This window comes from Acinetobacter sp. YH12249 (assembly GCF_013417475.1).
GTDB lineage: Bacteria > Pseudomonadota > Gammaproteobacteria > Pseudomonadales > Moraxellaceae > Acinetobacter.
Genome location: NZ_VPDX01000015.1, coordinates 1 through 21,789, shown reverse-complemented (window position 1 = coordinate 21,789; position 21,789 = coordinate 1). Strand labels below are relative to the sequence as shown.

Genomic DNA, 21,789 nt, shown 5'->3' with positions numbered 1-21,789 from the left:
TCATCAATGACCGCTTCTGAAGAAAATTCCCGTCTTCCAAAACATGTTGCCATCATCATGGATGGCAACAATCGTTTTGCCAAAAAAAATCAGATGCAGAAAGGCGATGGACACCGTGAAGGAAAAACGGTTCTTGACCCGATTGTTGAACATTGTAGAAAAAGAAATATCCAGGCTTTAACGGTCTTTGCATTCTCTAGCGAAAACTGGAACCGTCCCCAATATGAGGTCGACCTGCTCATGAAGTTGTTGGAAGACACGATTCATGAACAGTTGCCACGTATGCAAAAATTTAATATTGCTTTACGTTTTATTGGTGATCGGTCGCGTTTATCTCCTGAACTGCAAGCATTGATGTTGCAAGCAGAACAAAGGACTGCTAATTTCGATAGTATGACGCTTACCATTGCAATCAGCTATGGTGGAATGTGGGACATGGCACAAGCTGCAAAGCAGATTGCTGCGGATGTTTTAACAAATAAATTAGATCTTGAAGCAATTGATACTGATGTGTTCGGTCAATATGTCAGTTTGAGTGACTTGCCGCCTGTTGATCTGCTGATTCGTACCGGTGGAGATTTCCGCCTGTCCAATTTCCTGCTCTGGCAGGCAGCATATGCAGAGCTGTATTTTACTGAGACCTTATGGCCAGAATTTACCGTAGAGGAATTCGATGACGCACTTGCTGTATTTGGCGGGCGCGAACGTCGTTTCGGTAAAACATCAGAGCAGATTCTTCAAGAAAGACTTGAGAATTAATACACATGTTTGAGCGGATTATAACCGCATTGGTGCTGGTTGCAGTCGTACTGAGCTGTATGTTTGCGACCAAATCACAATATCCAATGTTCGCATTGATGGTTGTGGCTGCCGGGGTGGCAGGCTATGAGTGGTTTAAACTCATGCCGCGAAAATGTAAAAATGTAATCAAGCCAGTGGCGTGGGGCTATGGTCTGTTGACTGCAGCCTTATCTGCACTGGCTTTATACTATTGGGATGTGGCCTTATTATTATGGTCTGCATCTATCCTGACCTGGTTGCTGAGTATCTACTGGGTTAAAACCTATCCTGATTATGATGGCTGGTACAATGTCAGCTTGCACGGCATCGGGATTGTACTGGTTTCTGCTGCTGTTACAGCAATCTTCTCGGTTTGGCTAAACTCCCCATGGTGGTTGATGTACCTGTTTCTGCTGGTATGGGGTGCAGACAGTGGCGCTTACTTTGTTGGACGCAAATTCGGCAAGAAAAAACTCGCACCAAATGTCAGCCCAAACAAGTCGGTAGAAGGTCTATACGGCGGTATTCTTACCTCCATGCTCATCGTGGTTGTCGTCGCTTCACTTTATCTGGATATGACCTGGCCAGAGCTATGTCTGTTCCTGATCCTTTCTGTTATTACCGTGTTTAGTTCAGTGCTAGGTGACTTGTTTGAATCCATGATTAAGCGTCGTGCTGGAATCAAGGATTCGGGCCGTATTTTGCCGGGTCATGGTGGTGTACTAGATCGTATTGATTCTTTGCTTGCTGCAGCTCCTATCTTTGCAACAGGCATATATGTTTTAAAACTTATTGGCGTAGATTTATAAATGTCACAAGCTGTTTGTATACTGGGTGCTACAGGTTCAATTGGTCAAAGTACTTTAAAAATTTTGCAGCAACATCCTGAAGCTTACTCGGTTTTCGCTGTGACAGCGCAAAGTCGTATTACTGAGCTGGCAGAAATCTGTCAGCAGTACCGTCCTAAAGTGGCTGTAGTGCCTGCAAATAAAGTCGATGAACTTTCTCAGCTGCTACAAGTGCAGGGCTTATCAGATATCGAAATTCTTCAGAACGAAGCAGGCTTAATTTCAGTTGCAGAGCATGCGGATGTTGATATCGTAATGGCAGCAATTGTCGGGGCGGCAGGCCTGCTTCCTACCTTGGCTGCAGTCAAAGCGGGTAAGCGTGTCCTATTGGCCAATAAAGAAGCCTTGGTCATGTCCGGCGACATCATGATGCAAGCCGCGCGAGATTATGGTGCACTCTTGTTGCCAGTCGACTCTGAACATAATGCTATTTTCCAGTGCCTGCCTCAAAACTACTTTGATGCCGAACGTAATGGTCAACCTAAGCTCGGTGTTCATCAGATTTTACTGACTGCTTCTGGCGGTCCATTCCTGAACCATTCGCTTGAACAATTGCATGATGTGACACCTGCTCAAGCCTGCAAACATCCTAACTGGTCAATGGGGCAAAAGATTTCCGTAGATTCCGCTACTTTAATGAATAAAGGGCTGGAACTTATCGAAGCGTGTCATTTGTTTGCAGTTCAAGAACAATTTGTTACAGTTGTTGTGCATCCACAGAGTATTATTCATTCCATGGTGCAATATGTGGACGGGTCGACATTGGCACAAATGGGTAACCCGGATATGGGCACGCCAATTGCACATGCTTTGGCATGGCCACAACGGATCAGTACCCATATCCCGGCTCTGGATTTGTTTAAGCATTCACAACTGAATTTTCAGGAACCGGATGTGGTTCGTTTTCCGGCACTGAAATTAGCGCGTCAAGCCATGAAGAGTGGTGGAATTGCGCCTACAATTTTGAATGCGGCCAATGAAATTGCAGTTGCTGCATTTTTAAATCAGCAAATCAGATTTACCCAAATTCCTCAGGTGGTTGAAACTGTCCTGAACCAGATGGACAATCAACCAGCACACGATCTGGATACTATCCTGCATGCAGATCACACAGCACGAGGTTTATCACAGCAATATGTTGTGAATAAAGGAAGTTAAGACATGAACGCCTTGTTTATTATTGCAGCCGCAATCCTATTACTCGGTCCCTTAATTGCGATTCACGAGTTTGGTCACTACATTGTGGCACGTAAACTGGGCGTTAAAGTACTGGTCTATTCCATTGGTTTTGGACCAACCCTTCTAAAGTGGACTTCCAAAAAATCCGGTATCCAATATCAGCTTTCAGCTTTGCCTTTGGGTGGTTATGTCAAAATGCTGGACGAGCGTGAAGGCAGTGTGGCAGAAGAAGACTTGCCTAAAGCCTTTAACCGTCAGCATCCCTGGAAACGTATTGCCATCGTTGCTGCGGGTCCTCTCATTAACCTGCTTTTAGCTGTTGTCCTGTTTTGGGTACTTTTTTTACCTGCACAGGAACAGCTGAATACTCGTGTAGGTAAGGTCTTACCAAACACACCTGCAGCCACTGTACAGATGCAGCCTGGTGACAAGATTGTCGCTGTAGATGGTACACAAGTCGAAACTTGGGAAAAACTGAGTTATGCCTTGGTGGATCGTGTGGGTGAAACTGGTGTGGTTTCGATCCAGGCGGACCGTGCGGGTGAAAACAAGATATTCCAGTTACCAATTCAAGACTTTCTTAAAGATCAAAGTCAGTCACCCCTTGATACACTAGGTTTCTTGCCATATCGTCCGGAAATTCCGGCTGTGGTGAGCAAACTGAGTGAAGATGGTGCAGCCATTCGTCAGGGTCTTAAAGAAGGTGACAAGATTCTGGCGATTGATGGTGTGCAGATGAAAGACTGGTTCGATGTGGTACAAGTGGTACAGGCATCACCAGAAAAATTACTTAAGATAGATGTATTACGTGGTAATCAGGTCGTGCATCTTCAGGTCATGCCGCAAGGCAAACGTGACAATATGGGGAATGTAACCGGTATGCTCGGAGTGCAAAGCGATCCGGGCAAGGTGACAATTCCTGCTGAATATAAACAGACTATTCACTATACGCCTGTTGAGGCGATGGTGATGGCCTTTGACAAGACAGCACATCTGTCTTCAATGATTCTGAACTCGATCGTCAAAATGGTACGTGGTCTGATTGGTCTGGATAATCTTTCAGGCCCAATTACCATTGCCAAAGTGGCGGGACAAAGCGCGGAAATGGGTTGGGAAACTTTTATTTCCTTTATGGCGCTAATGAGTGTAAGTTTAGGGATATTAAACTTATTGCCAATCCCAATGCTTGATGGCGGACATCTGGTTTATTATTTTATTGAATTAATTCGTGGTAAACCTGTTTCTGAACAAATACAATTGGTTGGATTAAAAATTGGTATGGTACTGCTCGGCAGTATGATGCTTTTGGCATTATTTAATGACTTTATGCGTTTATAATAACGTAAATGGAATAATTAACAGCGGAAAAGACTGGCATGCAGCACACACATTTATTTATGCCTTTGGCACTCGTTAGTGCAATGGCAGTAGCACAACAAGTATATGCGGCAGAAGACTTCATTGTACAAGATATAAAATTTGATGGATTGGTACGTTTAACTCCAGAAAATGTGTACGGCTTGGTGCCAATCAACAGTGGTGACCGGGTGAATGATCCGATCATTGCCAATGCGATTCGTAGCCTGTATGCATCTGGACTATTTGATGACATCAAAGCCGTTCAACAGGGCAATACCTTGGTATTCCAGGTCGTAGAACGTCCGGTGATTTCGAAAATTGAGCTGAAAGGCAATAAGCTGATTCCAAAGGAAGCGCTGGAAGAAGGCCTGAAAAAAATGGGTCTGGCTGAAGGTGAGGTACTGAAGAAATCTGCACTGCAAACAGTCGAAACCGAGCTGGAACAGCAATATATGCAGCAAGGTCGTTATGATGCCGATATTACGGTAACAACGACACCGCGACCAAATAACCGCGTTGAAGTGCTGATTGATTTTGTTGAAGGTAAAGCCGCTAAAGTTTTTGATATCAATATTATCGGCAATACTGTCTTTAAAGAATCAGATATCAAGCAGGCTTTCGCTGTTAAAGAAAGTGGCTGGAGCTCGGTCATTTCACGTAATGACCGTTATGCACGTGAAAAAATGGCTGCGAGCCTGGAAGCTTTACGTGCGATGTATCTGAACCGTGGTTACATCAACTTCAATATTACCAATTCAAGTCTGAACCTGAGTGAAGATAAAAAGAATGTCTTTATTGAAGTTTCAGTCAATGAAGGCGAACAGTTTAAGTTTGGACAAACCAAATTCCTGGGTGATGCGCTTTATAAACCTGAAGAGCTACAAGCTTTGCAATTGTATAAAGAAGGCGACACATACTCTCAGGAACGAGTGAATGCGGTCAAGCAGCTATTGCTACGTAAATATGGTAATGCTGGTTATTACTATGCTGAAGTAAATGTTGTACCTCAAATCAATAACGAAACTAAACAGGTTGACCTGAACTATTATATTAACCCAGGTCAACAAGTCACTGTGCGTCGGATCAACTTCACAGGTAATTCTAAAACTGCCGATGAGGTATTACGTCGTGAAATGCGCCAGATGGAAAGTGCGCTGGCAAGCAATGAGAAGATTGACCTGTCTAAAGTACGTTTAGAACGTACTGGTTTCTTCAAAACAGTTGATATCAAACCTGTTCGTATTCCGGGATCACCAGATCAGATTGATTTGAATGTGGCAGTTGAAGAACAGCATTCGGGTACAAGTACTCTAGCTGTTGGTTTCTCTCAAAGTGGTGGTGTAACGTTCCAGGCTGGTCTAAGTCAGACTAACTTCCTGGGTACAGGGAACAGCGTTTCGATTGACCTGTCACGTTCTGAAACTCAAGATTACTATAATTTGAGTGTAATGGATCCGTACTTCACGATTGATGGTGTACGTCGTGGTTATAATCTTTACTACCGTAAAACAAAGCTGGATGATGACTATAACGTAAATAACTATGTTACAGACAGCTTGGGTGGTGGTATTAACTTTGGTTATCCAATTGATGAGAACCAGAGTGTAAGCCTGGGTTTGAATATAGACCAGACTGAAGTGACCACAGGGCCATATGTATCTACATATGTGGCTGACTATTTGGAACGTAATGGTGGTAAAGAAACCAAGCGTGGTGACTTCTGTCCAGGTCAGGTTGAATCTGCAACAGGCAACTGTGTAGATGCAAATGGTGCTCCACTTGATACTATTTCATATGGTCAAGAGTTTAAAGGCGATTTCTTGACCTATAACCTGAATCTGGGTTGGTCTTATAATACCTTGAACCGTCCAATGTTCCCGACTACAGGTATGTCACATCGTGTCAATGCAGAAATTGCCTTGCCAGGTAGTGATGTGGAATATCAAAAGCTCACCTATGACGCACAGGCTTTCTTCCCATTAGGCAAAGACTTTGTTCTGCGTGGTTATGGCCGTTTAGGCTATGGTAATGATCTGCCTTTCTATAAGAACTTCTATGCCGGTGGTTATGGTTCGGTACGTGGTTATGAAAACAGTACCTTAGGTCCTAAATATCCAGGCGTATATTTCTCTGACATCGGCCGAACTGATCCATCCCCAGAAGAAGTGGGCGGTAATGCTTTAGTTCAGTTTGGTACTGAGTTAGTTCTGCCTGTTCCATTTAAGGGAGATTGGGCGCGTCAGGTTCGTCCGGTACTTTTTGCTGAAGGTGCTCAAGTATTTGATACTCAGTGTGATGTATCTAATGATAATATTTTCGTGAATGGCAGCTCGATTAGTGGTAAACAGTACTGTAAAGATAACTTTGGTTTCGATGCAGGCAATATGCGTTATAGCGTAGGTGCTGGTTTCACCTGGATTACCATGATTGGTCCATTATCACTGAGCTATGCATACCCGTTGAATGATAAAGACGGTGATGAAACTCAAAATGTTCAGTTCGAAATTGGGCGTACTTTCTAAGAAGATTTTGATCTTAAATACAAATTTTGCTCATGAAGCCATCAGGTTTTGTGAGCAAAATTTTTTGAATGGGTAAAAACATGAAAAAAATGATGATGGCAATGGGTATTGCTTTAGCGGGTTTAACTTCATTGTCACATGCCGATGATTACGGAATCGTTGATCTAGAAAAAGTGGTACAAAACAGTACTTATTTAAAGCAGCAAAATGCCACTCTGGAAAATGATATTAAGCCGCAAACTGCACAGATTGCACAGTTTCAAAAAGACCTTACTGCAATCAAGCAAAAAGGTCAGGCTGCAAAAACACAGGCAGAACGTGAAAAAATAGCCAAAGAATTTGAAGGCAAAGCGACTCAACTGGCAGGTGTGCAGCAACAGGTACAGGCAACCGTGCAAACGCGCATGCAAAGTGTGAATAAAGCTTTTGAAGGAAATCTGAAGCGTGCTGCTGAACAATTGCGCCAAGAAAACAAGCTAGATGTGGTTTTAAATAAAAATTCCGTACTTGCTTATGACGCGAAGTATGATTTAACTGATAAAATGATTCAAAAGGTTAATGCAATTAAATAATCGATGAATCATCAAAAACTTCAGTTAGCTGACCTCGCTCGTCTTGTCCAAGGTGAGTATGTAGGTCAGGCAGATTTATGTTTGAGAGGTTTGGCAAGTCTTGAAAATGCAACCTCTCATGACCTTGCATTTGTCAATGCAGATAAATATCTGGAACAGGCAGCTCAGAGTAAGGCGGGTGCTTTAATTGTGACTGCTGAATTAAAAGAGCAGCTAACTTCCCAGCAGAACTTCATTGTCGTAGCCAATCCTTATCTGGCTTTTGCAATTCTGACTCACGTTTTTGAGAAAAAACATACGATTCAGGGAATTGAAAGTACCGCACAAATTCATCCATCTGCCATCATTGCTGACAGTGCCTATATTGGCCACTATGCCGTTATTGGTGAGAATTGTGTGGTGGGTGAAAATACGATTATCCAGTCACACGTTCAGATCGACGACCAGGTTGAAATTGGTCGGGACTGTTTTATTGATGCACATGTGACTTTAACAGGTGCTACAAAAATCGGTAATCGTGTTCGGATCCATGCCAATACCGTAATTGGTAGTGAAGGTTTTGGGTTTGCACCTTATCAAGGGAAATGGCATCGAATTGCCCAGTTGGGTTCAGTCCGTATTGCAGATGATGTCCGGATCGGCTCAAACTGTAGTATTGACCGGGGTGCACTGGATGACACAATTCTGGAACAAGGTGTCATTATTGATAATCTTGTGCAAATCGCCCATAACGTCAAGATTGGTGAAAACACTGCGATCGCAGCCAAATGCGGGATTGCCGGTAGTACCACAATTGGCAAAAACTGTATTCTCGCAGGGGCCTGTGGGGTAGCAGGACACCTACATATCACCGATAATGTGACCTTGACAGGAATGTCAATGGTGACAAATAACATTACTGAAGAAGGTACTTATTCTTCAGGCATGGGATTGTTGCCAAATCAGCAATGGAAACGCACAGTGGTTCGCTTAAGACAATTAGCAGATGTGCCATTGACCCAGTTGGTGAAACGATTGGATCATATGCAATCTCAAATTGAGTCCATTGAATCAACATTTAAGTTGCGTAAATAATTATGATGACAGAGTCGAATTTGCCTACATTCACGAAGCCTGAATTGCCAATGAATATTCAAAAGATTCGTGAATATTTGCCCCATCGCTATCCATTCTTACTGGTAGATCGCGTTGTCGATATTACCGAAAATGGCATTGTTGGTTATAAAAACGTCTCAATTAATGAAGAGTTTCTGCAAGGCCATTTTCCGAACTATCCAATCATGCCAGGCGTATTGATTGTAGAGGCATTAGCACAGATCTCAGGTATTCTTGGTTTTGTCATGAATAATGAAACTCCAAAAGAAGGTTCATTATTCCTTTTTGCTGGCGCTGAAAAGGTTCGATTTAAAAAACAAGTGGTTGCTGGTGACCAATTAGTACTTAAATCTGAATTAGTGATGCAAAAACGTGGCATTTATAAATATAATTGCATTGCCACAGTAGATGGCATTGTCGCAACAACCGCGGAAATTATGGTTTCCCATCTGAAAGTCGAGCAGGCATGAGCAATAATCCCCTAATTCATCCAACTGCCATCATTGACGCATCTGCAGTAATTGCTGCAGATGTACAGATTGGCCCTTACTGTATTATTGGGCCAAATGTCACGATTGGTGCTGGTACCAAACTGCATTCACATGTCGTGGTAGGTGGTTTCACACGTATTGGTGAACATAATGAAATTTTTCAGTTCGCCAGTGTTGGTGAAGTCTGCCAAGATCTGAAATATGCAGGTGAGGAAACCTGGCTGGAAATTGGTGATTATAACAAGATTCGTGAACACTGCAGTCTGCACCGCGGTACGGTTCAGGACAAAGGTATTACCAAGATTGGCAGTCATAACCTGTTAATGGTAAATACCCATATTGCACATGACTGTATGGTTGGTGATCATAATATTTTCGCAAATAATGTCGGTGTGGCGGGTCACGTACACGTAGGCGATTATGTCGTGATTGGTGGTAACTCAGGTATTCACCAGTTCTGTAAAATTGACTCTTACAGCATGATTGGTGGTGCTTCACTGATTCTGAAAGATGTTCCTGCTTATGTGATGGTATCGGGTAACCCGGCCCATGCATTTGCCATGAATGTTGAAGGCATGCGTCGTAAAGGCTGGTCGAAAGACGTGATTAATGGTTTACGTGAATCCTTTAAGCTGATTTACAAATCTGGTTTAACGACTCAGGAAGCTATTGAGAAAATCCGTAACGAGATTCTTCCAGAAGTTTCTGAAGCACAACGTCTGATTGATTCACTCGAACAATCCAAGCGTGGCATTGTACGTTAAGTTATAGAAATGAAAGTAAAATTAAAAAAGACACCTTCGTGGTGTCTTTTTTTATGGGACTTTTTATTTACTTCAAAAATTTAACTTCTTCAGCTTTCGGATAATTCTTGAGTAGTTTCGCTTTATATTGTGAAGCAAGAGTAGCGTTCTTTTCGACATCCTTACTAATATTATAAAGCTGATAAAGGGCAGTAGAGGCTTTTGCAGAATTCGGATAGCGGTCAACCACGATCAGATAATTCTTCTTTGCTTCATTAAAATTCGGCGGATCAATCGACAGGTTAAATTCGGCTAACCAGAAGTGAGCATTGCTGATATAGACGCTATTCGGATTATTCTTGATGAAATTTTGCATGGGCGCAATGGCTTTAGCTGCACCACCATTTTTATAGGCATCTAGTGCAATGGTATAAGCCGCTTTTTCCTGCTCACTCGGCTGTTGCGTTGTGGATGCCTGATGAGTGGTAGCTGGAGCATTAGAGCTTAAACTGGGAGAAATATCCTGTTGGTTATCCTCCGTGGAGGTATCTTCAGCAGGTTCAATTTTTTGCTGCAATAGTTCCAGACGTTGATCCAGATCGGCATAGCGGTTGGTTAATTCGCTCTTTAATCTCTCGATTTCATTTTCTTGTTCTTCGATTTTTCCACGTAAACTGCGTAGATCATTTTCAAGCTGCTGGTTTTTTTGCATGAGCTGCCAGCTGGTATTGGTCTGAGGTGCATCTGCACCTGTAGCAATGGCAGATTGAGTGCTGATATTATTTGATTGAGCACCTTGGCTGAGTCCACGTGATTCGATAGGAATCGCAGCAAAAAGAGAGGTTGTACAGAGTGCAGTGAGGGCACACAATACCTGTTTCTTAAACATCATATAAGTTCCATGATTCTTGGCGAGATTATGTATCCGCAGCTCATTTATTCTAAAAGAGATAACCTGTTTATAGCTTCACATTTAAAACGGCATTTTTAGAAATTGCAACAAGGTTTTACAAAGATCATGTGAATTTCGATATTCATGAATTAATTGTGAAGAATATTAAAAAATCAGCATAATGGGGTATATTGTTTTTAAAATAATCAAACGGATATCTTATGCCGAAAATTTGAAATACAGGCCTTGCAACTTCAATAAAAATCTCTATACTCTGTTCCTGTAATGGTAGCCCTGCCGGTTACTTCGCAATTGTACTCTATGAACCCCGCCAGGACCGGAAGGTAGCAACGGTAGTAGATCTATGATGTGCCGGAGCTTTGCTGGTAGGGTTGCCACCAGATTTATAATTATAAAATTTCTCTATTCTCTCTTTATTTTTCAATCTTAATTTCTATTGTTTTCTATTCCTTTTCCTTTTAATCTTCTATTCACAGCTGCTTTCGTGGATGCCATATTGTTTGGAATATTGAAATTCAATCTTTTGAATAGACTATCTTAATTTGAGTTTTTGAAAGCTTTTTGTTGTTCGGGATTAATTGTAATAAGGGAAACTATTTAAGTAAGATGGTAATGAGGAAAATAATAAAATAGTCTAAGCGTAATTTTCACAAATAAAAAAAAGAATTAATCTTCGGCCTTGCGGCTAATCGCTTTCATGATCGCATCCATTTCAAAACCACGATACATCAGAAAACGGATCTGCTTGGCTTTAAGTTTTGGATCTTTCGTCACTTCTGGACCATATTTTCTGAGTTTCAGTTCATAAGCCTGTTGTACCCAGTCCGTTTCTTTCAGTGCTTCACTGATCAGGGCAGTATCAATCTTTTTGCTTTTCAGCTTCATTTTAATCTGATTGGGACCTTTGCCTTTACGCTTTTGGCTCGATAACATGATTTCAGCGACACGTTGATCACTTTGATAGTTTTCTCTAGATAGCTCTTCAACCAAAGTGACCACTTCATTTCGATCTTCTGCATAAAGCGCCAGTTTCTCAATGAGTTCAGCTTTGGAGTATTCTTTGCGAGTTAGTACAGCAAAGGCATAAGAACGCAAACGGGTGCCGGTTAGACCGGGTTTCTTCTGCTCTTTATCGGAGTTACCAAATAAGCTGTCTTCCGGATCAAATTCTGGCAAAGTCTGTGACTCAATAGGTGCAGGAGTGACTGAGTCTTCAGCATCACCAAACTGCTGTTTAATCGCGTCATAGTCCAAAAGTTTGCTGAATTTTGCGTCTGACATATTGATCTCGATTAAAATATCCACTCCATAATAACAAAAACGCCCCGTAGGGCGCTCTGTTATGACGTTCAAGGATTATGCATCCAGAAAGTCTGCTGGTTCTTCTTCGTCTTTATCTTCGACTACTTTGCCTGTAGTAAGCAGTTGCTCACGGATCAGTTTTTCAATAGTATCCGCCAGCTCTTTGTGTTCTTCCAGATAACGAATGGTATTGTTCTTACCTTGGCCAATCTTGTCGCCTTGATATGAATACCATGCACCCGCTTTCTGAACAATTTCTTGCTGTACTGCAAGGTCAATCAGTTCACCAAGATGGTTAACACCTTTACCATACAGAATCTGGAACAGAGCTTCTCTGAATGGAGGTGCCATTTTATTTTTCACAACTTTGACTTTGGTTTCAGAACCTACAATCTCATCGCCTTCTTTTACCTGACCGATACGGCGAATATCCAGACGTACCGAAGCGTAGAATTTAAGTGCATTACCACCAGTAGTCGTTTCTGGGCTACCGAACATTACACCAATCTTCATACGGATCTGGTTAATGAAGATCACCATACAGTTTGAACGCTTGGCATTACCGGTAATTTTACGCAGTGCCTGGCTCATCAAACGTGCTTGCAGACCCATATGTGAGTCACCCATTTCACCTTCAATCTCGGCACGAGGCGTCAATGCAGCAACAGAGTCGACTACGATCAGGTCAATCGCACCGGAACGCACCAGCATGTCAGCGATTTCAAGTGCCTGTTCACCGTTGTCTGGCTGAGAAACCAGCAGGTTATCAATATCTACACCGAGTTTACGGGCATATTGAGGGTCAAGCGCGTGCTCGGCATCGATGAATGCACATGTACCGCCAGCTTTTTGACATTCAGCAATCGCTTGCAATGTCATTGTGGTTTTACCTGAAGATTCAGGACCATAAATCTCGATAATACGGCCTTTCGGTAAACCACCAATACCCAGTGCGATATCAAGCGTTAAAGAACCTGTAGATACAGCTTCAACTGCTTGCACGGTATTGTCACCAAGACGCATCACTGTGTTTTTACCAAACTGTTTTTCAATCTGGCTTAAGGCAGCATTGAGCGCCTTGTTTTTATTCTCATCCATCTTACAACCTCAATACGATGTCACAAACTTAGTACTCAAGTGGATGTCTTACATTAGAGCTTCGTTCCACAAGAATATAGTGACAGAAATTTCCCTTGTGTTCTATAAAATCCAGCAGTGTTACGACACATGCTGACGCTTGAATTTAATCATCATTATATGACCAATGTTGATCAAAGTTCTGACTATTTTCATTCTTGAATCGACTGATGTCTCGACGATCTTTTTTGCTTGGCCGATGATCGGGACGCGCTAGATTATGCAACTTTCTTTGTGATGCAATCAATTCCCGGCGAGCGATACTGACTTCAGTTTCTTCATACAGTTTCTGTGCCACAGGTGCAGGACCACGAACATCAGAAAGTTCTTTTACAACTACGGTTTTTTTGTCGATACCTTGCTGAATCGTCAACTCCATACCCACACGGACTTCGCGAGATACTTTTACACGCTCACCATTATGATGGACTTTACCGCCCTCAATAGCATTCTTGGCAATGGAACGGGTTTTAAAAAAACGTGCCGCCCACAGCCATTTATCTATACGCATGCCTACCGCATCTTCGGGTAAAGACGATTTACGCATATTGCTTGTTTACCTCAGACTGATTTAAATGAGTGATTAAATCTGTTAATTGGTGCAGCATCGGGTAATTGCAAGTCTGGCGTGCAACTTTACTGGAAGAAGGTTGCTGGATACAGAACAGGTTCTGGATGCCATAAGCCTTGGCACCATTCAGGACTTTTTCGGTATCATCAATAAAATAGACCTGCTCAGGATCAAAGGGGTGCAAAGCATTCAGACCTTGCCAGAATTCTACAAATTCCTTGGCATGTCCAATGCTTTCCGAGCTGACAATCACATCAAAATAATCTTTGAGATTCAGATGATCCAGTTTGAAGGCGAGTCCTGCACAGTCGGCATTGGTGGCAAGCCAGATCGGATAGCCATTATTTTTAAGATAATCGAGTAATTCCAGGCAATAAGGGCGTAAGCTAACTTTATCTTTATGCTCAATTTGCATGGCCAGAACATCGACTTCGACTTTAGCCGTCCAGAAGCGAGAAGAGTACCAGTTTAGGGTATGATTATGTTGCTGATAGAATGCATAAAGCGTTTCGCGGCTCTGTTCCAGACTACAGCCATGTGTTTCAGCATAACGGACCGGTAATAACTCGTTCCAGATGAAATCATCGTAGGCAAGATCAAGTAAAGTTCCGTCCATATCAAAAATGACAGGCGGTTTTTCTGAGCAATTCGACATATAAGGTTTTCTATGTTTAAAGCGACAATAGCACCACAAGATCCGATGATTTTGCAGTTTGTGCCCATTTTGACACAGGCCTGTGAAATTTTGCGAGAAGAATATCAGCGTTATTGTTCAGGTGCTGCGTTTGATATTGTCAAGAAAAGTGATGATTCTCCTGTGACCCAGGCAGACTATCGGGTGAATAGTTATTTAACCCAAGCTTTAGCGGAAATCTCAGAATTGCCTTTATTGTCAGAAGAGGGGCAGCAGGATCAGCGTCATGCCTGGACAGATTTCTGGTTACTTGATCCTCTGGATGGCACTAAAGAGTTTTTGCATCAGCGCCCAGAATTCACGATTAATCTCAGTCTGGTCAGAGGCAGTCTGACTACCTTTGCTATTTTGGCGGTTCCTGCGCAGCAGCTAATTTATTTCTGCCCAGAACAGGGCATGCCTTTAAAATACGATATTCAGAATCAGGCATGGTTTGGTTATGAAGCAGCTATAAATCATCAGGATGTCTTTGTCGGTCTGAGTCAGAGCAGCCAGCAAAAACCTAAATATGTCGAGTATCTGCAAAGCCTGGCTAAACTTAGCGCGTACACCGAGTTCAAGGCAGGAAGTGCCTATAAATTCTGCATGATCCTTGAAGACCGAGTAGACATCTATCCGCGTTTCCATCCAACCTCTGAATGGGATACCAGTGCCGGTCAATGCATGCTTGAGCGGATTGGTGGAGGGCTGGTTGATCTTGAAGGTCGGCCATTCATCTACAACCAGCGCAAGACCTTACTGAATGGCGGATTTATCGCCTATAAGAATGAAGCTATGAAAATACTAGCCTTACAGGCACTGGCGGACATGCAAGACAATGATTGAGCTCATAGCCGTTCATGGTATAGTGAGGAAGATTCCGTTGATAGATCAGTTGGCAAGATTGTGGCATTAAAACTGCTTCCACTAAGTATGCTCAGTGCAATAGATTTATTGCCTGATACCAAGACACCTGTGACTCTGTTTACGCGGCATTCTCTGCGTGAAGATGTCGCTGGTCAGGGACTGGCAGGGTATGATTTGCAGTTGACGCCGCAAGGACGTGATCTGGCGCAGGAATGGGGCGCTTATCTGGTCAATCAGACAGATCGGCATATTCAGCATTGTATATCGAGTCCGATTCAGCGCTGCGTAGATACCGCAGCATTGATGATCGAAGGGGCAGATGCAACGGATAAAGCACCGCATACCCATAAGATTGAAATCGTGGAACAGGGTTTGCTAGTTGAGCCAGGCAGCTTTGTACTGGATATTCAAAAAGCAGGGCCATATTTCAAAAAGCAGGGGGCATTAGGCTTTATTAATAGCTTCGTCAACAATGCCTTGCCCGGAATGAAACATCCAATTAATGGCGTAGTGGATGTACTGGAATTGATTTATAACACTCATCCGAAAACGCCGTATGGACTCAGTCTGGCGGTCAGTCATGACACCATTCTGGCAGCGATGATTGCAGTGATGTCTGGGCATCAGGAAGTCAGCCGTGAAGACTGGCCGAAAATGATGGAAGGTCTGTTTGTCTGGTTTGAGGGCGATGTATTTGAGGAATCTAAACTAAAATGGATCTGGCGTGGCAAAGTGCATGAGCTGGATATTTCCCAATTTCAGAATACCGAATTAAAGGTCAATAAATAATTCAAAGGCTCAATCATTTAGGTTGAGCTTTTTACATTTATCGTATGAAAGTGAAATAGAGTAATGATAAAATATCACTATGCTGATATTTAAACCAATTTTGGAAGCATAGGAGTTATCATGAAAATAATCACAATTTTAAGTCTGGTCGTTATGCTGGGATTAACTGCCTGTCAGCGTGATACAGACAATGCGCAGCAAGATCAAACGACAACACCTCATTCTATGGATAAGGATGAATAATGTATTCTATTTTTATTTGAATAGAAGATTTCTATAACTAGGATTAGATACTTTCTGGTATTCATAATTCTTTGTTGAATTAGTATTAAATTTCAGGCACAAAAAAAGCCCTAAAAGGGCTTCTTTTGATTTGCGATTAGTTAGAAGCTAATGCTTTAACTTGCGCGTTCAAACGGCTCTTATGACGAGCTGCTTTATTTTTATGGATGATACCTTTGTCAGCCATACGGTCGATTACTGGAACAGCTTTTTTGTAAGCTTCAGTAGCAACAGCATAGTCGCCAGCAGCAATAGCAGCTACTGTACGTTTAAGATATGTACGAACCATAGAACGCAAGCTTGCGTTGTGTTTGCGTGCTTTAACGTTTTGACGAGCACGTTTTTTTGCTTGAGCAGAGTTTGCCACTCGTGCACTCCTTGAAATAGATTGGTCTGGGCGGGCTGAAACTCAACTGAAAACCACATCAGAAGAACTATCACCAGCCCGTAAACAAGTGCCATATTTTGAGGAAACTATGGGCTTAAGTCAAGTCTTGACATGCTTTGACAACATTTTAGTTGCAGAAAAATTATAAAGAAAACGTTAGATTAGTATCTAAGCAGGGAGATCGTACAAAAAATGACTAAAACCATTACATATCCTATCGTGATTGGCGCTACAGGCTTGGTCGGAAAGACTTTGGTACAACAGCTGGTAAATGAACCAAGTTGTAAGCGTATTAGCGTCATCGTGCGTAAACATCAACCAGAATTTGAACAATGGCACAAGGTCAAACAGGTGGTCGTTGAGGACTTTTTAATGCTCAATGATCAGGATGTCAGTGGCCATACCCATGCCTTTAGCTGTCTGGGTACCACGCTAAAGAAAGCCGGCTCCAAAGAAGCTTTTTATAATACCGATTACACCATCAACGCCCATTTTGCCGAACTGGTGCAGCAAACGGATGCTCATTATCTGTTGATTAGTGCGATGAGTGCCAATTCAAAATCCAGACTGTTCTATAACCGGGTAAAGGGTGAATTAGAGGATTATATCCAGACCTTGTCTCTGGAGCGTATCAGCTTGTTCCGACCCTCTTTGTTGATTGGTGAGCGGGATCATCAGCGGTTACTGGAAGACGCGGCACAGAACCTGTTTGACAAGTTTTCGCGTTTCATCCCCGATTCTTTTAAATACAAGCCAGTGACAGCAGAGCAGGTGGCTCATACTATGGTATATGCAGCGCTGAATCAGACTGTGAAATTTGAAATTTATGATAATTTAGCCATACAAAAAATGAAATGAGGGTAAAAAATCGTGTCCAGCGTACCATTTGTAACTTGTGACCTGCTTGATGACAATCCGGATAAAGACCTGCAGGTAGTCACCCCATGCCTAGATGGCAAATTCTTTAGAAGCTATGGTGCACGTAAAAGCTTTGGCGGCCAGATTGTGACCGTAAAATGCTTTGAAGATAACTCTCGCGTAAAAGAGTTATTGGCGACAGATGGTTCCGGCAAGGTTTTGGTTGTAGATGGTGGTGCTTCGATGCGCTGTGCATTGATGGGTGACCTGATTGCTGAATCTGCGGTGAAAAACCACTGGAATGGTGTGATTATCTACGGCTGTGTCCGTGATGTCGATGCGATTGCTGAACTTGATCTTGGTGTGCATGCACTGGCTTCAATTCCACAGAAGAGCAATCGTAAAGGTATTGGTGAAGTTGATGTGCCGCTTTATTTTGGTGGCGTGACCTTTAAATCAGGTGAATATGTCTATGCTGATAACAACGGCATTGTCCTGTCCAAAGAGCAACTGGTGGACTAATTCCGGTTATTGAAAATATACAAAAACAAGCTATACCGTGGAAGTCAGGCAGTTTAGATTGCTGCTTTCACGGTTTGAAAATAATAAAGAGGACAGACGATATGTTAGGCCATCAGATTAAAGTAGCACAGGCATTGGCATCCGCATTTCTGGAAGGTGGACGTGGTACGACTGGGACACCATTTCCGAATCAGCCTGAAAAGCCTCTCAAGCTTTATGAATATGAAGGATCACCATTTTGTCGTCGTGTTCGTGAGGTGATGACTTTACTGAACCTCGATTATGAAGTGTATCCGTGCCCACGAGGCGGTAAACGCTTTCGTCCCGAAGTGAAACAGCAAGGTGGCAAACTTCAGTTTCCATTTTTAGTAGATGAAAATACCGGAGATAAGCTATACGAATCTCAGGATATTATTCATCACCTGTTTAAGCATTATGGCAAGACAGGTAAGACTCCAGCCAAATATTCAAATTATCCAAAAGTGCCGGTTGCTGCCATTGCAGGTACGATGGTGAATGGTCTACGTGGTGGCATGGCTAAACCGTTGTCGAAGAATAGCCCTGCGCCTGAACAGCTTCTTGAGCTGTGGGGCTTTGAAGCCAGTCCCTATACCCGTATTGTCCGTGGCGTATTGTCTGAACTGGAAATCCCTTACATCTATCATAATGTGGCAAAAGAACGTTGGCAGGATCAAGGTCTGGCAAAACTGCGTTTAAAACCGGGGAAATATGAACCTTTACCGGGTGGTAAGCGTGAACAGGTCTTAAAAGTAATGGGAGATAATATTCAGGTTCCTTATCTCGTTGACCCAAATACCAATACAAAAATGTTTGAGTCCAAAGATATTGTGGAGTATTTGAAGCAGCAATATGGTCCTGAGAAGAAAAGCAAAAAATAAACTGCTCCTAATATTTGGAAGATAAAAAAATTGCCATCTGAAAATAGATGGCATTTTTATGGTTTATAACTTTGAATTTTCCAAGAACAAGAACTCTGCTTTCAAAATTATTCATACTTAGAGCTACTCACAATAAAGTTAAAAAAACTCATGATTTTTCTTCTTTTTTTGTTTATATTTTAATTTCAATGGGGTAATAAGAATAACGATAAGGGGTGTGCTTATGACAGCACAAGACGCCGTACTACCGGTACCTGTATTAATTGTTGAAGACGAATATGTCATTCAGTGCCGTTTAAAAAATATTTTGAAGGATCTGGGATATAGTGATGAGGTATTGCTGTTCGCCAATAATGTCAGGGAAGCCGAATATCTTCTGCAACAAGAACCGTTCTGTTTAGCACTGATTGATCTTGGACTGCCAGATGGAAATGGCATTTCCATTATTGAAAAAATACATGAGCTCGGTTCACAAACCTTAATACTAGTGGTATCTGCCTGGAGCACTCAGGATAGCTTGTTAAAAGCAATTAAGGCGGGAGCAACCGGTTATGTACTCAAGGAACGCGATGATACAGAAGTAAGTCTGGCAATTCGTAGTATTTTGCGTGGCGGTGCACCCATTGATCCTTTTATTGCACGGGAAATTCTCAAGCAGATTTCCAGTTCAGAGCCATCTTCCTCTTTGGAGCAGATCGTACTTGATCCTGAACAGGAAAGCTTGACTCAACGGGAAAAAGAAATTCTTTCATTGGTGGCACAGGGACTCAGCAATCGTGAAATTGCTGATGAACTCTGCGTGTCACGTTATACCGTAGAGAGTCATATCAAGCATATTTACCGCAAGCTCTCTGTCAGCAAGCGAACCAAAGCAGTCAGCACAGCACGGCATTTAGGTATTCTTTAGTGCAAACGCTATCTATTAGCAAGATGGTTGGACAAAGATTAAGGCTCATCGCTTTATTGATAATAGGGAGCTGGCTGAGCCTATTCTCTTGCATCAGTCTGGCACAGAATAATTTTCAGATTAACGAGCTTTGTCAGGTGAATATTGAACAGCAACAAAAAGTTCAAGTCCCGAGTCATCTCGAAATTCCGGAGGCGGGCTGGCAACCTGTAACATTGCCGGATAACTGGAAAAATAACTGGCCAAAATATAATGGGGGTGCCTGGTATAAAATTCGCTGGGGTTGGTCTTGTCAGGACAATATACGTCTCGCTGAACCCATTGTTTTTGGTATTGATTATCTGAACTCTGCTGGAGCTGTTTTCCTGAATGATGATCTGCTGTGGTCGGATCAAAACCTGCAAGAGCCTTTGTCTAAAAGCTGGAATGTACCACGTTACTGGATTTTGCCCATTGCGGGCTTGAAGCAGACAGACAATGAACTGCTGATTTATGTACGAGGCTATAGTTTCCAGGGTGCAGGGCTTGGCAGAATTGAATTTCACAACATCATGGCCAATGACCAGCATTACTCAAAAAAGATCTGGGATCGCCGTACGCTCTTTCAGATCAATATGATTCTATCCGGTACGATTGGAGTCATTAGCCTGATTATCTGGCTATTCCGACGTTCAGAAACCACTTTTGGCTGGCTGGCGTTGAGTTCATTATTGTGGATTCTGTTTATCTCCAATGTATTAACCACAGAGAATTTTCCTTTTCCCTCCAGTATATGGGCCGGTAAAGCCAATCTGATTTTCTTTATCCTCTATATGCACTGTTTTTGTCTGTATCTAATTCGGTTCTTGAAGCAGAAATTTCAGCGTTTGGAGCGGGGACTTATCGGGGTGACTGCTTTATTCAGTCTATTCATCATAGCCAGTTCTTTAGATCATTTAGAAGCAGTGCTAAGTGTTGCTTTTGTCTGCTATGTGCTGCTTTATATTAGTTGTGTCATCTATGTTAGCTACTGGGCAATTAAAACTCGAAATGGCGAATATCTGTTTCTGATGCTTTGTCTGTGGGGAATTTTGCTGTGTGTCATTATAGATCTGATCATTCTGGGTCAAACGGCGGTTAGTGAATTCTCACCTTTATCACCTTATACATCACCGATTATTATCCTGTTTGTCGTGCTAATTATGGGGACACGACTGAATCGTAATATTAAAAAAATCGAAAAATTTAATACGCAGCTGGAATCCAAAGTACGGCAAGTCAGTGCAGATCTAAATAAAAGCTTGAGTGATCAGCATAAGCTGGAACTGGATAATGTGCGTTTGCAGGAACGGATTAATCTATCACATGAACTGCATGATGGACTGGGGGGCTCGATTGTACGTTCCATGATTCTGGTGGATCAAAGTAACGAAAATATTTCTAACCGGCAGTTTTTATCCATGCTGAAGCTGCTTAGGGATGACCTGCGTCAAATCATCGATAGCGGTTCTTCTATTGACAATAAAGTGCCTGAAACGCCAGTGATCTGGATTGCGCCAGTACGTTACCGATTTACTCAATTGCTGGAAGAAATGGATATCGCCGTAGAATGGTCATTTCCTAAAGTCTGGCAGCGTGAACCTACGGCTTTACAATGTCTGACCCTGATCCGTGTGGTAGAAGAAAGCTTGACCAATATTATCAAGCATAGTCAGGCCATAAAAGTGAGTGTGAGTATGGAATATACACAACCACATCAACTGACTTTAAAAATTCAGGACAATGGTATCGGTTTTAATCCGGAGATGGTGCAGAAAAATGGCATGAGCATTGGTATGCGCAGTATGAAAATGCGTATTGAACGCATGGGTGGAATGCTGGATATTCAGTCTGCGAAAGGCGATACTTGCGTACACGTGGTGATGGAACTCTATCAGCCTTAATCATCTCAAAATTATACATACATAAAAAAGAAGGATCATATGACACTGCTGTCCCATAGTTTGCTTTAAATAAAAAAACCTGAGTCCTAACAGTTAAAATATGAGTGCAAACAAACACTTTAACGACCAGGATTCAGGTTTTGTCACATCAGAATACCGTATTTCATGAG

23 protein-coding genes and 1 other RNA gene are annotated in these 21,789 nt (G+C 42.4%); 18 read left to right on the top strand and 6 right to left on the bottom strand.

Annotated features, from left to right (window positions below):
* The first annotated feature begins 6 nt into the window (after window positions 1-6).
* The 9 genes from uppS to lpxA all read left to right on the top strand — a co-directional run bounded on the left by uppS (window position 7) and on the right by lpxA (window position 9,610).
* Window positions 7-759: a polyprenyl diphosphate synthase gene (gene uppS / locus FTV25_RS09665; protein ID WP_179992307.1), complete on the top strand. Its 753-nt coding sequence runs from the start codon at window positions 7-9 to the stop codon at window positions 757-759.
* A gap of 5 nt (window positions 760-764) precedes the next feature.
* Complete coding sequence (locus FTV25_RS09660; RefSeq protein WP_034702638.1) at window positions 765-1,589, top strand: phosphatidate cytidylyltransferase; 825 nt, start codon at window positions 765-767, stop codon at window positions 1,587-1,589.
* The gene (gene ispC / locus FTV25_RS09655; protein WP_125278339.1) at window positions 1,590-2,786 is read left to right on the top strand and encodes a 1-deoxy-D-xylulose-5-phosphate reductoisomerase; all 1,197 of its coding nucleotides are present in this window, start codon (window positions 1,590-1,592) and stop codon (window positions 2,784-2,786) included.
* Window positions 2,787-2,789: 3 nt separating this feature from the next.
* Window positions 2,790-4,145 carry an RIP metalloprotease RseP gene (rseP, locus tag FTV25_RS09650; RefSeq protein ID WP_034702634.1) on the top strand — a complete coding sequence of 452 codons (1,356 nt, stop codon included), beginning with the start codon at window positions 2,790-2,792 and terminating at the stop codon, window positions 4,143-4,145.
* A 38-nt stretch (window positions 4,146-4,183) separates the two neighbouring features.
* Window positions 4,184-6,688 carry an outer membrane protein assembly factor BamA gene (gene bamA, locus FTV25_RS09645; RefSeq protein ID WP_179992311.1) on the top strand — a complete coding sequence of 835 codons (2,505 nt, stop codon included), beginning with the start codon at window positions 4,184-4,186 and terminating at the stop codon, window positions 6,686-6,688.
* Between the two features lie 80 nt (window positions 6,689-6,768).
* Window positions 6,769-7,260, top strand: coding sequence for an OmpH family outer membrane protein (locus FTV25_RS09640; protein WP_218947817.1), 492 nt, complete (start codon window positions 6,769-6,771; stop codon window positions 7,258-7,260).
* 3 nt (window positions 7,261-7,263) lie between these two features.
* Window positions 7,264-8,334 (top strand): UDP-3-O-(3-hydroxymyristoyl)glucosamine N-acyltransferase, encoded by a 1,071-nt coding sequence (lpxD, locus tag FTV25_RS09635; protein WP_180003115.1) that lies wholly within the window; start codon window positions 7,264-7,266, stop codon window positions 8,332-8,334.
* A gap of 5 nt (window positions 8,335-8,339) precedes the next feature.
* Window positions 8,340-8,825 carry a 3-hydroxyacyl-ACP dehydratase FabZ gene (fabZ, locus tag FTV25_RS09630; RefSeq protein WP_171064833.1) on the top strand — a complete coding sequence of 162 codons (486 nt, stop codon included), beginning with the start codon at window positions 8,340-8,342 and terminating at the stop codon, window positions 8,823-8,825.
* Window positions 8,822-9,610 (top strand): acyl-ACP--UDP-N-acetylglucosamine O-acyltransferase, encoded by a 789-nt coding sequence (gene lpxA / locus FTV25_RS09625; protein WP_004786156.1) that lies wholly within the window; start codon window positions 8,822-8,824, stop codon window positions 9,608-9,610. Before fabZ ends, lpxA begins: the two co-directional genes overlap by 4 nt.
* A gap of 67 nt (window positions 9,611-9,677) precedes the next feature.
* On the opposite strand, the gene FTV25_RS09620 is transcribed toward lpxA, so the two are convergent.
* Window positions 9,678-10,481: a YbgF trimerization domain-containing protein gene (locus FTV25_RS09620; protein ID WP_180003113.1), complete on the bottom strand. Its 804-nt coding sequence runs from the start codon at window positions 10,479-10,481 to the stop codon at window positions 9,678-9,680.
* 295 nt (window positions 10,482-10,776) lie between these two features.
* Between FTV25_RS09620 and ffs the strand changes: the two genes are divergently transcribed.
* Window positions 10,777-10,873, top strand: an RNA gene (gene ffs / locus FTV25_RS09615) — signal recognition particle sRNA small type.
* 295 nt (window positions 10,874-11,168) lie between these two features.
* Here ffs and FTV25_RS09610 read toward each other — a convergent pair.
* The 4 genes from FTV25_RS09610 to FTV25_RS09595 all read right to left on the bottom strand — a co-directional run bounded on the left by FTV25_RS09610 (window position 11,169) and on the right by FTV25_RS09595 (window position 14,167).
* Window positions 11,169-11,783 (bottom strand): regulatory protein RecX, encoded by a 615-nt coding sequence (locus FTV25_RS09610; RefSeq protein WP_180003111.1) that lies wholly within the window; start codon window positions 11,781-11,783, stop codon window positions 11,169-11,171.
* A gap of 75 nt (window positions 11,784-11,858) precedes the next feature.
* Entirely contained in the window at window positions 11,859-12,902 is a 1,044-nt protein-coding gene (gene recA / locus FTV25_RS09605) for a recombinase RecA (protein ID WP_004786150.1), read from the bottom strand.
* 145 nt (window positions 12,903-13,047) lie between these two features.
* Window positions 13,048-13,488 carry an RNA-binding S4 domain-containing protein gene (locus FTV25_RS09600; protein WP_004786147.1) on the bottom strand — a complete coding sequence of 147 codons (441 nt, stop codon included), beginning with the start codon at window positions 13,486-13,488 and terminating at the stop codon, window positions 13,048-13,050.
* Entirely contained in the window at window positions 13,481-14,167 is a 687-nt protein-coding gene (locus FTV25_RS09595) for an HAD-IA family hydrolase (protein WP_179992315.1), read from the bottom strand. Before FTV25_RS09595 ends, FTV25_RS09600 begins: the two co-directional genes overlap by 8 nt.
* 12 nt (window positions 14,168-14,179) lie before the next feature.
* Here FTV25_RS09595 and FTV25_RS09590 point away from each other — a divergent pair, with 12 nt between their 5' ends.
* From FTV25_RS09590 to FTV25_RS16105, 3 genes are all read left to right on the top strand, one after another.
* Window positions 14,180-15,031 (top strand): 3'(2'),5'-bisphosphate nucleotidase CysQ, encoded by an 852-nt coding sequence (locus FTV25_RS09590; RefSeq protein ID WP_034702615.1) that lies wholly within the window; start codon window positions 14,180-14,182, stop codon window positions 15,029-15,031.
* Window positions 15,032-15,091: 60 nt separating this feature from the next.
* Complete coding sequence (locus tag FTV25_RS09585) at window positions 15,092-15,841, top strand: histidine phosphatase family protein (RefSeq protein ID WP_034702613.1); 750 nt, start codon at window positions 15,092-15,094, stop codon at window positions 15,839-15,841.
* A gap of 120 nt (window positions 15,842-15,961) precedes the next feature.
* Window positions 15,962-16,084, top strand: coding sequence for a hypothetical protein (locus tag FTV25_RS16105; protein ID WP_004786141.1), 123 nt, complete (start codon window positions 15,962-15,964; stop codon window positions 16,082-16,084).
* Window positions 16,085-16,220: 136 nt separating this feature from the next.
* On the opposite strand, the gene rpsT is transcribed toward FTV25_RS16105, so the two are convergent.
* The gene (gene rpsT / locus FTV25_RS09580) at window positions 16,221-16,490 is read right to left on the bottom strand and encodes a 30S ribosomal protein S20 (protein WP_004786139.1); all 270 of its coding nucleotides are present in this window, start codon (window positions 16,488-16,490) and stop codon (window positions 16,221-16,223) included.
* A gap of 213 nt (window positions 16,491-16,703) precedes the next feature.
* Between rpsT and FTV25_RS09575 the strand changes: the two genes are divergently transcribed.
* From FTV25_RS09575 to FTV25_RS09555, 5 genes are all read left to right on the top strand, one after another.
* Window positions 16,704-17,369, top strand: coding sequence for an NAD-dependent epimerase/dehydratase family protein (locus tag FTV25_RS09575; protein WP_180003109.1), 666 nt, complete (start codon window positions 16,704-16,706; stop codon window positions 17,367-17,369).
* A gap of 12 nt (window positions 17,370-17,381) precedes the next feature.
* On the top strand, window positions 17,382-17,891 hold the full coding sequence (gene rraA / locus FTV25_RS09570) for a ribonuclease E activity regulator RraA (protein ID WP_180003107.1): 510 nt from the start codon (window positions 17,382-17,384) through the stop codon (window positions 17,889-17,891).
* A gap of 101 nt (window positions 17,892-17,992) precedes the next feature.
* Entirely contained in the window at window positions 17,993-18,790 is a 798-nt protein-coding gene (locus FTV25_RS09565) for a glutathione S-transferase N-terminal domain-containing protein (protein ID WP_034702605.1), read from the top strand.
* Between the two features lie 223 nt (window positions 18,791-19,013).
* Window positions 19,014-19,697 (top strand): response regulator transcription factor, encoded by a 684-nt coding sequence (locus FTV25_RS09560; RefSeq protein WP_034702603.1) that lies wholly within the window; start codon window positions 19,014-19,016, stop codon window positions 19,695-19,697.
* A 23-nt stretch (window positions 19,698-19,720) separates the two neighbouring features.
* Window positions 19,721-21,619: an ATP-binding protein gene (locus FTV25_RS09555; RefSeq protein ID WP_180003175.1), complete on the top strand. Its 1,899-nt coding sequence runs from the start codon at window positions 19,721-19,723 to the stop codon at window positions 21,617-21,619.
* The last annotated feature ends 170 nt before the right edge of the window (window positions 21,620-21,789 follow it).